Source organism: Caulobacter sp. GW821-FHT09B11, assembly GCF_059418205.1.
On sequence record NZ_JBWKPK010000008.1, the window covers coordinates 82,057 to 95,139 of the forward strand.

Below are 13,083 nucleotides of genomic sequence, written 5' to 3' on the forward strand. Positions count from 1 at the left end.
GATCGACGGCCATGACCGCCCTCGATCCCACGACAGACTTTTCGCCGCCGCGCATCGCCGCCGGCACGGCGCGGTTTAGGCGCATGTCGCTGGCCCTGTTCCTGGGCGGGTTCTCGACTTTCAGCCTGCTTTATTGCGTGCAGCCGCTGCTGCCGACCTTCGCCCGCGATTTTTCCCTGACCCCGGCCCAGAGCTCGCTGGCCCTGTCGCTGACCACCGGGGCGCTGGCGGTGGCGATCCTGCTGGCCGGGGCGGCGTCGCAGAGCCTGGGCCGCAAGGGGCTGATGTTCGCCTCGATGAGTCTGGCGGCCCTGCTGAACCTCGCCGCCGCCTTCGCGCCGTCCTGGCCGATGCTGCTGCTGGCGCGGGCGGCCGAGGGCTTCCTGCTGGGCGGCGTGCCGGCCGTCGCCATGGCCTATGTCGGCGAGGAGATGGAGCCGCGCGACCTGGGCGCGGCCATGGGCCTGTACGTCGCCGGCACGGCCTTCGGCGGCATGGCCGGTCGGGTCGGCATGGGCCTGCTGGTCGAGGTCGGCTCGTGGCGCTCGGCCATGGCGACGATCGGGGCGCTGGACCTGCTGGCCGCCGCCGCCTTCTTCCTGCTGCTGCCGCGCTCGCGCCACTTCCAGCCGACCCCGGCCCGCGACCGCGCGGCCCAGGCCGCCGCCTGGGGCCAGGCCCTGGCCGACCGGCGGCTGCTGGCCCTGTTCGCGGTGGGCTTCTGCCTGACCGGCGTCTTCGTGACGATCTTCAACTATGCCGGTTTCCGGCTGGAGGACCCGCCCTATGGCCTCAGCCAGGGCCAGACCAGCCTGATCTTCCTGGTCTACGCCTTCGGGGTGGTCGCCTCGTCGACGGCCGGCAAGCTGGCCGACCGCTGGGGCCGCCGCACCCTGCTGACCATCGGCCTGGCCGTCATGCTGGCGGGCGTGGCCCTGACCCTGCCGGCCGGCCTGCCGTGGATCGTGGCGGGCGTGGCCTTGGTCACCATCGGCTTCTTCATCGCCCACGCGGTGGCCAGCGGCTGGGTCGGCGCGCTCGCCGGCAAGGCCAAAGGCCAGGCGGCGGCGTTGTACCTGCTGTTCTACTATGTCGGCTCCAGTCTGGCCGGCTCGGCCGGCGGCGGCTTCTGGCGCGCCGGCGGCTGGCCGGCGGTGGCGGCCTTCACCACCGTCCTGGCCGTGATCGCCGCCGTGCTGGCCCTGCGTCTGAAGGAAGTTTCGCGTGCCTGACCCCGTGAAGAGCCGCGTCCCGCTCGTCCTGCTGCCCGGCCTGCTGTGCGACGCCCGCCTGTGGCGCGAGCAGGCGCTGGCCCTGCACGACGTCGCCGATATCCAGGTCGCCGACCTGACCCTCGACGACAGCGTCGCGGCCATGGCCGCCCGCGTGCTGGCCGAAGCGCCGGAGCGCTTCGCCCTCGGCGGCCTGTCGATGGGCGGCTACGTCGCCTTCGAGATCCTGCGCCAGGCGCCGGAGCGGGTGACGCGTCTCGCGTTGTTCTCGACCAGCGCCGCGCCCGACAGCCCCCAGCGCGCCGAGCAGCGCCGCCGGGCCATGGCGGCCCTGTCGGTCGGCCGGTTCCTGGGCGTCACCCAGCAGATGATGCCGCAACTGCTGCCGCCGTCGCGCCTCTCCGATCCCCTGGCCGGCGAGGTCAAGGCCATGGCCGGCCGGGTCGGCGGCGAGGCCTTCCTGCGCCAGCAGCGGGCGATCCTCGGCCGGCCGGACTCTCGCCCGGACCTGGCTGGCATCCGCGTGCCGACTCTGGTGGCGGTGGGCGACCTCGACCGCCTGACGCCGCCGGCTGAGGCCCAGGCCATCCACGCCGGGATCACGGGTTCGACGCTGCACATCTTCGCCGACTGCGGCCACCTGCCGGCCATGGAGCGGCCGGACGAGACCACGACCCTGCTGCGGGCGTGGCTGGCGGAGGCCTGAAGATGATCGCCATCGACCGGCTCGATCACTTCGTGCTCGTCGTCGCCTCGATCGAGGTCAGCGCCGCCTTCTACGAGCGGGTGCTGGGCGCCGAGCGGGTGGCGACGCCCGGCAAGCCGACGGCCGTGCGTTTCGGCCGCTGGAAGATCAACCTGCATACGGCCGACGCCCCCTTTGCGCCCAAGGCCGCAACTCCTGTGGCCGGCGCCGCCGACTTCTGCCTGATCACCCAGCAGCCGATCGCGGCGGTGGTTGCCCACCTGGCCGCCTGCGCCGTGGCCGTGGAACTGGGGCCGGTCGAGCGCAACGGCGCGCTGGGGCCGATGACTTCGGTCTATTTCCGCGACCCCGACGGCAACCTCGTCGAGGTCAGCCGCTATCACGACGAATAGATTACGCTTGTAGATTTATAGGTCTGTTCGTAGGCTCCCGAAAAATAGGGGGAGCGCCATGCGGCAGTCTTGGTTGATCGGTCTGGCGGCGGCGCTGGCGCTGGGCGCGGCCCCGGCGGCGTGGGCCTGTTCCCCGGCTCCCGGCTATGTCCGGCCCAGCAATTTCGAACTGATGCAGATCGCCGACGCCGTGGTCGTCGCCACGCCGGTGTCCGCGCCGCCCTTCGATGCGCAGACTCCGCCCTTCGAGTGGTCGATGCGCGTGCGGGTGATCGAGAGCCTGAAGGGCGACCTGAGCGGAGAGGTCGAGGTCCAGGGCATGATGCTGGGGCGCACCGTTTCCAGCGATCCGAACGACGTCGCCTTCTCCCATCCCGAAGGCCACAACGGCCCCTGCAATCGCATCACCCTGGCCAAGGGCGGCAGCTACCTGCTGCTGCTCGGCCGTCGCGGCGAAGGCCTGGGCGTGCTGCCCTATCCGTTCTCGCGCGTCAGCGAAGACTATGCCGGTCCCGGCAGCCCGTGGTCGCGAATGGCGCGGACCTATCTCGACGTGCTGCGCGATCCCGACCCGATGGCCCGGCTCGCCCGGCTGGAGGCCATGAAAGCCGAGCTCGACGCCAAGCCGGACCGCACGCCCTACGAAACGGCCCTGGCGCGCGACATCGGCGGCCACCTGGGCTCGATCTCGCCCTGGAAGCCGACGCCGTTCCTGCTGGCCGCCCTGGACGACCTCAAGGCCGGACGGCCGCCGCGGCATGCGCCGCGCGACCCCGCCTTCGACGCCGAGCAGTCCGATGCGGCCGCCTTCACCGACCTGATCATGGCGAGCCTGGGCGATGGCCGGCCGCCGGCCAAGCCGGTCCGCGATCCGCGCGAGACCGCCATCCTGGAAGCGCTGATCGAAGAGGGGCACGCCGACGCCGCGCCGCGCTTCGAGGCGTTCCTGCGCGATGACGCCTCGCTGGACGATCTCGACATCGGCTTGCGCTTCCTGGCCGCCAATGGCCAGTATCGAAGGGCCTACGACCTGATCGAGACCCGCTTTCCGGCCCGCCTGGCGGCGAGCGCTTCCGCCGAAGAGGCTCAGGCCCTGCTGCGGCTGACGGCGGAGGTGCAGGAGGATCCTTACGGCGGCGAGCCGCCGCGCTGGCGTACCGATCCGTCGGTCGCGGCGCGCTGGCCGCGCTTTTCCATGGCCCTGGCGACCGAGGCCAAGACGCGCTTCGACATCGACGCCGACTTCGTGGAGGGCCCGAAGGCCCTGCTGACCGCCGACTATCGCGCCGACCCGGCCCTGGCCCTGATGCTGTCGGGCCATGTGAGCGCCATCACCGACTGGGCCACGGGCGAGCTGCTCCGGCCCGCGGTGCCGGCCTCGCCGACCGTCGGGAGCGCCGACGGTCTTCTGGCTTTGCCGCTGGACATCACCATGCGCTGGTACGGCCTCTCCGACGACAAGCAGGAAGAGGCGGCGGTGACTCGGGTTTTTTGCGCCGGTCCGGGCCCGCGCGGAGCGCTGATCCGGGCCTGGGGGCGGTCTGGCGGCTCCTTCAGCATCGGCTTCGCCAAGCGGATGGCGGCGTCGTCGGATCTCGACGCCGACGACCGGAGCCTGCTGGCCGAAGCCGCGCGAGCGTGGGAGCGCAGAGCGGCCAAGGAAGCATTCGGCGAACCGCCCGCCGCCGATCCGGTGCTGAGCAAGCTGCTCGGGGGCGAGGCGCCGAGCCTCAAGGCGATCAAGCCGCTGAAGCCGATCCGCTGCCCGGCGGCTTAGGGCGAGATCAGCCCCGGACCGACAGCGTCATCCGCACCAGGGCGGCCAGGTTGTCGGCATGCATCTTGCTCATCAGCTTGGCGCGGTAGATCTCGACGGTGCGCGGGCTGATGCCCAGGTCGCGGGCGATGATCTTGTTGGGCTGGCCGGCGACCACGCCGTCGAGCACCTGGCGCTCGCGCTCGGACAGGGTCTCGATGCGGGCCAGCACCTGGGCCTGGTCGTCGCTGACGGCCGGCTGGGCGGGGGCGGCGCTGGCCAGGGCGCGTTCCAGGGCCGCCAGGATGCGGGCCTCCGAGAACGGTTTTTCGATGAAGTCCACCACGCCGTCGCGCATGGCCTCGACGGCCATCGGGATGTCGCCGTGGCCGGTGATCATCACCACCGGCAGGGCCGAGGCCTCGGTGCGCAGGCGCTTGACCAGTTCCTGGCCCGACATGCCGGGCATGCGCACGTCGGTGATCACGCAGCCGGGCTCGGCCTGGGGCAGAGCGGCCAGGAAGGCCTGGGCGTCGGGATAGGTGCGCACCCGGAAGTCGGCCGTCTCCAGCAGGAAGGCCAGGGAGTCGCGGGCGTCGGCGTCGTCGTCGACCACGTGCACAACGGCGTCGCTCATCGGGTGGTCTCCTGGTCGGTCTCTTCTGCGGTATTGGCCGAGGCGGCGGGAGCGGGCGGCAGGGTGAAGCGGAAGATGGTCCCGCCGCCGGGATTGGCGTCGGCCCAGATGCGGCCGCCGTGGGCCTCGATGATCGAGCGCGAGATCGACAGCCCCACCCCCATGCCCTCGGCCTTGGTGGTCATGAACGGCTCGAACAGCCGGGCGCGGAACGCATCATCGACGCCCGAACCGGTGTCGGCCACGGCCACCTCGACGACGCCGTCGTCCTGCCGGCGGCTGGTCACCGAAAGGCGGCGGACGGGCCGGCCCTCCATCGCCTCGACGGCGTTGCGGATCAGGTTGACCAGCACCTGCTGGATCTGCACCCGGTCGGCGATGACGGCGTCGCAGGCCGGGTCCAGGGCGATGCTGACCTCGGCCTGGCCCTCGCGCACGCCGATCAGGGCCAGGGCCCGGGCGTCGTCGACCAGTTCCGACAGGCTCTCGACGTCGCGCTCGGTGGCGCCGCGACGGACGAACTCGCGCATGCGGTGGATCACGTCGCCGGCCCGCAGCGCCTGGTCGGAAGCGCGGTCGATGGCGTCGCGCACCTTGGCCTGGTCTTCCGGGCGACCGCGATCCATCAGCCGGCGCGAGCCGGTCAGCAGGTTGGCGATGGCCGACAGCGGCTGGTTCAGCTCGTGGGCCAGGGTGGTGGCCATCTCGCCCATGGCGGTCAGCCGCGAGACGTGGACCAGCTCGCCCTGCAGCTCCTGCAGACGGCTCTCGGTGGCGTGGCGCTCGGTCAGGTCGCGGATGAAGCCGGTATAGGCGCGGGTGGGGCCCTTGGTCTCGCCGACCGCCAGCTCCATCGGAAAGGTCGTGCCGTCGCGGCGCTGGCCGGTGACCACGCGGCCGATGCCGATCACCCGCTTGTCGCCGGTGCGCTCGTAGCGCTCGAGATAGGCGTCATGGGCGCTCTGGTGCGGCTCGGGCATCAGCATGCTGACGTTCCTGCCGATCACCTCCGGGGCGTTCCAGCCGAACAGGCGCTCGGCGGCGGGGCTGAACGAGGTCATGATCCCGCGCGGGTCGATCACCACCACGGCGTCGGGCACGGTGTCGAGCACCGAGCGCAGGTGGTCGGTGATGTCGGCCATCCGCCGGCGGGCGGCGTGGAACCAGCCGCCGCCGATCGACATGCCCACGCCGATCATCAGGAACACCAGGCTGGAGACGGCCGTCGCCTGGTCGGGCTGGGGCGAGAAGGTCAGGAACCAGACCATGGCCGAGGCCAGGATGGTGGCCACGAGGCCCGGGATCAGGCCGCCCAGCGCCGCGCTGATCAGCACCGAGGGCACGAACAGCAGGAAGGTCGCCGGGGCGGCGTAGCGGCTGGGCAGGGCGAAATAGAGCAGGGCGCAGCCGGCCACCAGGCCGGCGGCGGCCAGGAAGACGCCGAGGCGAAGCTCGCTGTACAGCGGCGCGGGCGGGCGCGTGGGCGCGGCCATGGTCTTCAGTGCGTCGCCGTCGTGATCATGGGCGCGCTTATAGCCGGTCCGACGGCCGGGGACACCGTCTCTGGCGAGACGGTTTTCTCACAAAGGGCCAGCGGCGCGGGGCGGTGGCTGACCAGCACCAGGCCTTGCCCCGTGGCGCGCAGGCGGGCGTCCAGCCGGGCGACGACGCGAGCTTCCGTGGCGGCGTCCAAGCCCTCGGTCGGCTCGTCCAGCAGCAGCCAGGGCGCGTCGCGCAACAGGGCGCGGGCCAGCGACAGGCGCCGGCGCTCGCCGCCCGACAACCGCTCGCCGGCCTCGCCCAGCCAGGTGTCGAGGCCCTGCGGCAGGGCGCGGACGCGGTCGGCCAGGGCGGCGTCGTCGAGCGCGGCCCACAGCGTCGCCTCGTCGGCCTTGGGCGCGGCGAGCTTGAGGTTCTCGCGCACCGTGCCGGCCAGCAGGGCGGCGTCCTGCGGGGCGTAGGCGAAGGCCTGGCGCAGGTCGGCGGGCGATAGGGTCGCGCCGTCCACGCCGTCGAGCGCGAAGACGCAGGCGGGGGCGTCGCGCAGGCCGAGCAGCTGTTCCAGCCGGGTGGTCTTGCCGCAGCCGGTGGGGCCGACGATCGCCAGTCGCGCGCCGGGCGCCAGGTCCTGGCCCAGCAGGCGCAGGGCGGGACGGCCGAGGTCGGTTGCAGGGGCGGTGGTCATGGGCGCGTGGCGCAGGATGGCGTCCAGCCGCTCGCCGGCGGCCTCGGCGGCGCCGTCCTGCTCGAAAGCCCGCGCGATGGGGCCTACGGCTTCGATGGCCATCACCGCGGCCAGGGCGGCCAGCGCCGCCAGCGGTGCGCCGGCCGGCGCGGTCAGGGCCAGGACGGCCGCGACGGCGAGGCCCGTGAGCGCGCCTTCCGACAAGGCCAGCACGCCTTGCGCCCGTACGGCGCGCACCTTCAGGGCGTCGAGCCGGCCGCCCAACTGCGCGATGCGGTCGAGGGCGGGACCCTCGGCGCCGTAGACCTTCAGCTCGGGCGCGGCGGCGGCGAAGGCGGCCAGGGCCTCCTTCAGTTCGCCCGCCACCGCCTGGATCGCCGCGCCGGCCGGGGCGCTGAGCCTGCGAGTCAGGACGCGGGCGAGGATCAGGTGCAGGGCGACGGCCAGGGCGATGGCGACGGCGGGGCCGATCCCGGCGATCGCCGACAGCGCTGCCGCCAACCCGACCCCGGCGGCCGCGCCCCAGGGGGCGGACAGCCGCACGAAACGGGTCTCGACGGCGTCGACGTCCTGCACCAGGCGGGCGGCGGCCTCGCCTCGCGAGACGGCCAGGGCCTCGCGCGGCGGGGCGGCGGCCAGGGCGGCGAACAGGCGCGGGCGGATGGCGGCCAGGGCGTCCAGCGCCGCGGCATGGCCTTGCAACCGCTCGCCGTAGCGGGCGCCGGTGCGCAGTATGGCCAGCAGACGGATCATGGCGCTGGGCAACAGCACGTTGAAGGCCTGGGCCGTCGCCAGCCCCGCGACGCCGGCCAGGGCCGCGCCGGTGATGAACCAGCCCGAAAGGCCCAGCAGGGTGGTCGAGGCCGCGCCGACCAAGGCGGCGCAGGCGGCGGCCAGGATCAGCGGCCGGGCCTGGCGGCGGCGCTGCTCGGCGACGAGCCTGGAAAGAGCGCTGGCGGTCTTCACAGGCGCACCACCTGGTCGGCGACGGCGGCCAGGGCCTCCGAATGGGTGGCGATCAGGGTCGTACGGCCGGCGGCGGCCTCTCTGATCGCGGCGATCATCGCGACCTCGGCGGCGGCGTCGAGATCGGCCGTGGGCTCGTCCAGCAGCAGGATCGGGGCGGGTTTCAGCAGGGCGCGGGCGATGCCCAGCCGCCGGCGCTCGCCGCCCGACAGCCCGCCGCCGCGCTCGTCCAGCGGCGCATCGAGGCCGCCCCGGCGGTCGAGCAGGTCGGACAGGCCCGCGCGACGGGCGGCGGTTTCGAGTTCGACGCGGGAGGCGTCGGGGCGGGCCAAGGCCAGGTTGTCGGCCAGCGACCCGGCCAGCAGCAGCGGCGACTGCCCGGCCCAGGCCAGGTCGGCGGCGAAGGATCCGGCGTCCGACAGCTTCGCGTCACCGACCCGCACCTCGCCTGCGGTGAGCGGAGCCAGGCCCGTCAGCAGGTTCAGCAGGGTGGTCTTGCCGCAGCCGCTGGGGCCGAGCAGGGCGGTGATCGTCCCGCCGGCGGCGATCAGGTCAAAGCCCTCGAACACCGCCGCCTCGCCGCCGGCATAGGTCACGCCGACGCCCTGGAAGCGGATGTTCGGCGCCTTCGTCAGGGCCAGCGGCGCGGCGGCCGGGACGGACTTCGGCAGGCGGGCCAGGGTCAGGGCGGCGGCCTCGGCGGCCTGGCGGTCGTGATAGGCGGCGGCCAGCCTGCGCATCGGGGCGTAGACCTCCGGCGCCAGGGCCAGGGCGAAGAAGGCGCGCTTGAGGTCCAGCGTCTCCGGAACCGGGAAGGGCAGCAGCCGCAGCAGGTTGAAGCCGCAATAGACCGCCACCAGCGCCACCGACAGGGCGGCGAAGAACTCCAGCGCCGCCGACGAGAAGAACGCCACCCGCAGCACCGCCTGGGTGCGCCTGGAAAGGTCGAGCGCCGCGCCGGCGAGGCCGTTCGTCACCCGGCCCTCGGCCTGGAAGGCCAGCACCACGGGCAGGGTGCGCACCCGGTCGAGGAACAGGCTGGAGAGCCGCTCCAGGGCCAGGAACTGCCGGCGCGAGGCGTCGGCGGCGGCCATGCCGGCCAGGGCCATGGCGGCGATGAACGGCGCCAGGGTGAAGAGCTGTATGCCGGCGCAGACCGGGCTGGCGACGGCGGTGAGGGCGATCAGCAAGAGCGGCGCGATCGCCGAGGCGCTGCGGGCGGGCGCAAAGCGCGAGACGTAGCCGTCCAGGGCCTCGACGCCCTCCATGACGGCGGTGACGGCGGCCCCGCCGCGCGGCGCGCCGGGCGCCAGCAGCGAGGCGGCGGCTTCGCGACGGGCGTGGGCCTTGGCCTGGGCGGCGGCCTGCGCGCCCGCCTTGCCGGCCTGCGCCGCCATCGCCCCGCGCGCCAGGGCCGAGACCAGGGCAAGGGCCAGGAAGGGCAGGGCCTCGGTCAGGGAACGCGTCAGGGCGTCGATCCCGAAGGCCAGGCCCGCGGCGAAGCCCGCCGCCCCGGCCACGTCGGCCAGCCGCCACAGCACGGCATGTCGCCCCGCGTTTGGGGTCATCTTGTTCAAGCCGCGCAGCCACGGGCGCGCGAGCGTGAGGATCTCGGTCTCGACGGGGGAGCGGGCGGTCATGGACGGGGTCTAACGCTCCATAGGGGGGCGGCCTTGATCCGGATCAAAGACCCCTTCCGCCGACACGCCTAAGGCGAGATGCTCGTCCGGCGCGACCGATCGCCGTTCGACCCCGGAGCTACCCATGGATCCCGCCGTCGTCGATTTATCCCGCCTGCAGTTCGCCCTCACGGCCCTGTACCACTTCCTCTTCGTGCCCCTGACGCTGGGGCTGTCCTTCATGCTGTTCATCATGGAGGCGGTCTACGTCATGACCAAGCGCCCGATCTGGCGCACGGTTACCAAGTTCTGGGGCACGCTGTTCGGCATCAACTTCGTCCTTGGGGTCGCCACCGGCGTCACCATGGAATTCCAGTTCGGCATGAACTGGGCCTACTACTCGCACTATGTGGGCGACATCTTCGGCGCCCCGCTGGCCATCGAGGGCCTGATGGCCTTCTTCCTCGAGGCCACCTTCGTCGGGCTGATGTTCTTCGGCTGGGACAAGCTGAAGCCGGTGACCCACCTGCTCGTCACCTTCCTGGTGGCGCTGGGCACCAACCTGTCGGCCCTGTGGATCCTGATCGCCAACGGCTGGATGCAGAACCCGGTGGGCGCGGCCTTCAATCCGGACACGATGCGGATGGAGGTGACCGACTTCAAGGCGGTGATCTTCAATCCGGTCGCCCAGGCCAAGTTCGTGCACACGGTCAGCGCCGGCTACACCATCGCCACCGTCTTCGTGCTCGGAGTCTCGGCCTTCTACCTGCTGAAGGGCAAGTGGACGGGCGTGGCCAAGCGGTCGATGACCGTCGCCGCCGCCTTTGGTCTCGCTTCGGCCCTGTCGGTCGTCGTGCTGGGCGACGAGAGCGGCTACGCCCTCACCGACAACCAGAAAATGAAGCTCGCGGCCCTGGAGGCCATGTGGGAGACCGAGCCTGCGCCCGCCGGCCTGACCGCCTTCGGCATTCCCAGCCTCGCCGACCGCAAGACCCACGCCGAGATCAAGATCCCCTACGTGCTGGGCCTGATCGCCACGCGCAGCATCGACAAGCCGGTCGAAGGCATCTTCGAACTGGTGGCCTCGGCGGAAGACCGCATAGAGCACGGCGTCGTCGCCTATGACGCGCTGGAGAAGCTGAAGGCCAACCCCAAGGACATCGAGGCCCGGGCCGTCTTCGAGCTGAACCGCCGCGACCTCGGCTACGCCCTGCTGCTCAAGCGCCATGTCGCCGACCCGCGCACGGCCTCGAAGGAACTGATCGCCAAGACCGCCTGGGACACCGTGCCCAACGTGCCGGTGATGTTCTGGGCCTTCCGCATCATGGCCGGCACGGGCCTGCTGATGATCGCCCTCTTCGCCACCGCCTTCGTGCTGGTGACCCTGCGCAGGCACGATACGAAGTGGTTCCTGCGCCTGGCGGTGCTGGCCATCCCGCTGCCGTGGATCGCCACGGAGCTGGGCTGGGTGCTGGCCGAGGTCGGGCGTCAGCCCTGGGCCGTGGACGGGGTGCTGCCCACCTTCCTGTCGCCCTCCAGCCTCAGCGTGCCGCAGCTGCTGGCCAGCATCATCGGCTTCACCCTGCTCTACGGCGCCCTGGCGGTGGTCGAGGTCGGGCTGATCCTGAAGACCATCAAGAAGGGTCCGTTCGCCGAACAGGACGCCTTCCCAACAGACTCCGGCGCGCCTGTCGCCGAAGCCGTCGCCTAAGGAGGTTCGCATCATGGAACTCCCCCTCGACTATCCGACCCTCCGCCTGATCTGGTGGGGCCTCTTGGGCGTGCTGCTGATCGCCTTCGCCCTGACCGACGGCTTCGACATGGGCGTGGCCGCCCTGCTGCCCTTCGTCGGCCGCAACGACGACGAGCGGCGCACGGTGATCAACACCATCGGCGCCACCTGGGAAGGCAACCAGGTGTGGTTCATCACCGGCGGCGCGGCGATCTTCGCCGCCTGGCCTATGGTCTACGGCGCCACCTTCTCGGGCTTCTACCTGGCGATGTTCCTGGTGCTGTCGGCGATGATCCTGCGACCCGTCGGCTTCAAGTACCGGTCCAAGCGGCCGGAGGCCAAGTGGCGCTCGTTCTGGGACTGGTCACTGTTCATCGGCGGCTTCGTGCCGGCCCTGGTGTTCGGCGTGGCCGTCGGCAACGTGCTGCAAGGCGCGCCGATCAAGCTCGATAGCGACCTGCGCAGCACCTATCACGGCTCGTTCTTCGAACTCTTCACGCCGTTCACCCTGGTCTGCGGCCTGCTGTCGACCAGCATGCTGGTGCTGCACGGCGCGGCCTGGCTGTCGGTGAAGGCCGAGCGGGGCCCGATCGTCGACCGCGCCCGCAAGTTCGGCCTGGTCGCGGGCGTCGCCAGCATCGTGCTCTTCGCCGTCGGCGGCCTGCTGGCCAGCAAGCTCGGCTTCCGCGTCGAGGGCGTGATCGATCCGGCCGGACCCTCCAACCCGCTGCGCGCCACGGCCGTGGCGGCCCCGGGCGCCTGGTTCGACAACTTCGTCCGCTATCCGTGGATGGTCATCGCCCCGGTCCTGGGCTTCGTCGGCGCGGCCTTCGCGACCTTCGGCCTGTGGAAGCGCCAGGAAGGCCTGGCCTTCGGCGGATCCTCGGCCTCGGCCGCCGGCATCATCGCCACCAGCGGCCTGTCGATGTTCCCGTTCATCCTGCCCAGCACGGTCGATCCGCATTCCAGCTTCCTGGTCTGGAACGCCTCGTCCAGCCACTCGACCCTGTTCACGATGCTGATCGTGGTGGTGCTGCTGTTGCCGGTGGTGCTGGCCTACACCGCCTTCGTCTACCGGGTGCTCTGGGGCCGCACGAGCAGCGCCGCCCTGAAGACCGACCCGGCCCTGTACTGAGGAGATCGACCTATGTGGTACTTCACCTGGATCCTCGGCCTCGGCCTGGCCCTGGCCTTCGGCGTTCTCAACGGCGTCTGGTACGAGTTCAACCTCACCGACGAGGGCGACACGGGGCTTTCGGAGCCCTGATCCGCTCCGCCGGTTCGTAGACGCAAGCGCCGCCTCCGGCATCGGGGACGGCGTTTTCGTTTGCGCGGCAGGGTTGCGTCCCGCGCCGTTTTCGCGCTTGCTGGGGCTCTGCCGGGGAGGGCGCGATGGGCGTGAACAAACGCAAGCTGGTGCTCAGCCACAAGGACGTGAAGATCTATCACAGCTGGAAGGGCGCCCAGCCCCAGACCTACTGGTACGCCCTGACGCCGGGCTACAACTGTGAGGGCGAGGACGCGCGCGGAGACTTCGATATCCGCAACCTGCCCACCAAATACCGAGAGGGGCAGACGGTCGAACTGGACTTCTCCCAGATCTCCGCCGACCTCGATCCGGCCAAGGCCCAGCAAAGGTCAAGGCAGGTGTTCGATGCGGTGGAAGCCGCCCACCGAGAAATCCTCCGCCGGGCCATCGACGACGTCCACGACTTCCAGCGCAGCATCGATCAGGCCCATCCGCGCCGCGCGGAGAATGTCCTCACGCGCTTCCTGGATTGGCTGACCGATCAGGAATTGAAGCGTCGGGCCGCCAAGTTCGAAAAGGCCAAGGCGGCCGCGCGGCGATAGCGCCGCT

12 protein-coding genes are annotated in these 13,083 nt (G+C 71.6%); 8 read left to right on the forward strand and 4 right to left on the reverse strand.

The genetic code is table 11. The annotated features are described in order from the left end of the window. Positions 1-11 precede the first annotated feature (11 nt). From AC07N1_RS07970 to AC07N1_RS07985, 4 genes are read left to right on the forward strand one after another with little or no spacing between them, the layout of a single operon-like run. A complete protein-coding gene (locus AC07N1_RS07970; RefSeq protein ID WP_494671306.1) occupies positions 12-1,232 on the forward strand; it encodes an MFS transporter in 1,221 nt (406 codons plus the stop codon). After that, the gene (locus tag AC07N1_RS07975; RefSeq protein ID WP_494671307.1) at positions 1,225-1,938 is read left to right on the forward strand and encodes an alpha/beta fold hydrolase; all 714 of its coding nucleotides are present in this window, start codon (positions 1,225-1,227) and stop codon (positions 1,936-1,938) included. The genes AC07N1_RS07970 and AC07N1_RS07975 overlap by 8 nt, the downstream gene beginning before the upstream one ends. A 2-nt stretch (positions 1,939-1,940) precedes the next feature. Then, positions 1,941-2,330: a VOC family protein gene (locus tag AC07N1_RS07980; protein WP_494671308.1), complete on the forward strand. Its 390-nt coding sequence runs from the start codon at positions 1,941-1,943 to the stop codon at positions 2,328-2,330. 58 nt (positions 2,331-2,388) lie between these two features. Then, entirely contained in the window at positions 2,389-4,107 is a 1,719-nt protein-coding gene (locus tag AC07N1_RS07985) for a hypothetical protein (protein WP_494671309.1), read from the forward strand. Positions 4,108-4,114: 7 nt separating this feature from the next. On the opposite strand, the gene fixJ is transcribed toward AC07N1_RS07985, so the two are convergent. Genes fixJ through cydD form a run of 4 tightly spaced genes read right to left on the reverse strand, consistent with a single transcriptional unit; the run spans position 4,115 to position 9,514 of the window. Continuing rightward, on the reverse strand, positions 4,115-4,723 hold the full coding sequence (fixJ, locus tag AC07N1_RS07990) for a response regulator FixJ (RefSeq protein ID WP_494595283.1): 609 nt from the start codon (positions 4,721-4,723) through the stop codon (positions 4,115-4,117). Beyond that, complete coding sequence (locus tag AC07N1_RS07995) at positions 4,720-6,216, reverse strand: PAS domain S-box protein (RefSeq protein ID WP_494671310.1); 1,497 nt, start codon at positions 6,214-6,216, stop codon at positions 4,720-4,722. Before AC07N1_RS07995 ends, fixJ begins: the two co-directional genes overlap by 4 nt. A 5-nt stretch (positions 6,217-6,221) precedes the next feature. Then, positions 6,222-7,874, reverse strand: coding sequence for an ATP-binding cassette domain-containing protein (locus AC07N1_RS08000; protein WP_494671311.1), 1,653 nt, complete (start codon positions 7,872-7,874; stop codon positions 6,222-6,224). After that, on the reverse strand, positions 7,871-9,514 hold the full coding sequence (cydD, locus tag AC07N1_RS08005; RefSeq protein WP_494671312.1) for a thiol reductant ABC exporter subunit CydD: 1,644 nt from the start codon (positions 9,512-9,514) through the stop codon (positions 7,871-7,873). The genes AC07N1_RS08000 and cydD overlap by 4 nt, the downstream gene beginning before the upstream one ends. 124 nt (positions 9,515-9,638) lie before the next feature. Between cydD and AC07N1_RS08010 the strand changes: the two genes are divergently transcribed. The 4 genes from AC07N1_RS08010 (at position 9,639) to AC07N1_RS08025 (ending at position 13,076) form a co-directional block, all read left to right on the forward strand. Next, a complete protein-coding gene (locus tag AC07N1_RS08010) occupies positions 9,639-11,204 on the forward strand; it encodes a cytochrome ubiquinol oxidase subunit I (RefSeq protein WP_494671313.1) in 1,566 nt (521 codons plus the stop codon). 13 nt (positions 11,205-11,217) lie between these two features. Next, positions 11,218-12,360 (forward strand): cytochrome d ubiquinol oxidase subunit II, encoded by a 1,143-nt coding sequence (cydB, locus tag AC07N1_RS08015; RefSeq protein WP_494671314.1) that lies wholly within the window; start codon positions 11,218-11,220, stop codon positions 12,358-12,360. 12 nt (positions 12,361-12,372) lie between these two features. Continuing rightward, the gene (cydX, locus tag AC07N1_RS08020) at positions 12,373-12,492 is read left to right on the forward strand and encodes a cytochrome bd-I oxidase subunit CydX (RefSeq protein ID WP_110119140.1); all 120 of its coding nucleotides are present in this window, start codon (positions 12,373-12,375) and stop codon (positions 12,490-12,492) included. A 125-nt stretch (positions 12,493-12,617) separates the two neighbouring features. Then, on the forward strand, positions 12,618-13,076 hold the full coding sequence (locus AC07N1_RS08025) for a hypothetical protein (protein WP_494671315.1): 459 nt from the start codon (positions 12,618-12,620) through the stop codon (positions 13,074-13,076). Positions 13,077-13,083: the final 7 nt, after the last annotated feature.

Excerpts from the sequence above, each read along its gene's own strand:
- AC07N1_RS07970 (WP_494671306.1), top strand. The coding sequence starts at position 12 with ATGACCGCCCTCGATCCCACGACAGACTTTTCGCCGCCGCGCATCGCC.
- AC07N1_RS07980 (WP_494671308.1), top strand. The coding sequence starts at position 1,941 with ATGATCGCCATCGACCGGCTCGATCACTTCGTGCTCGTCGTCGCCTCG.
- AC07N1_RS07985 (WP_494671309.1), top strand. The coding sequence starts at position 2,389 with ATGCGGCAGTCTTGGTTGATCGGTCTGGCGGCGGCGCTGGCGCTGGGC.
- fixJ (WP_494595283.1), bottom strand. The coding sequence starts at position 4,723 with ATGAGCGACGCCGTTGTGCACGTGGTCGACGACGACGCCGACGCCCGC.
- AC07N1_RS07995 (WP_494671310.1), bottom strand. The coding sequence starts at position 6,216 with ATGGCCGCGCCCACGCGCCCGCCCGCGCCGCTGTACAGCGAGCTTCGC.
- cydD (WP_494671312.1), bottom strand. The coding sequence starts at position 9,514 with ATGACCGCCCGCTCCCCCGTCGAGACCGAGATCCTCACGCTCGCGCGC.
- AC07N1_RS08010 (WP_494671313.1), top strand. The coding sequence starts at position 9,639 with ATGGATCCCGCCGTCGTCGATTTATCCCGCCTGCAGTTCGCCCTCACG.
- cydB (WP_494671314.1), top strand. The coding sequence starts at position 11,218 with ATGGAACTCCCCCTCGACTATCCGACCCTCCGCCTGATCTGGTGGGGC.
- cydX (WP_110119140.1), top strand. The coding sequence starts at position 12,373 with ATGTGGTACTTCACCTGGATCCTCGGCCTCGGCCTGGCCCTGGCCTTC.
- AC07N1_RS08025 (WP_494671315.1), top strand. The coding sequence starts at position 12,618 with ATGGGCGTGAACAAACGCAAGCTGGTGCTCAGCCACAAGGACGTGAAG.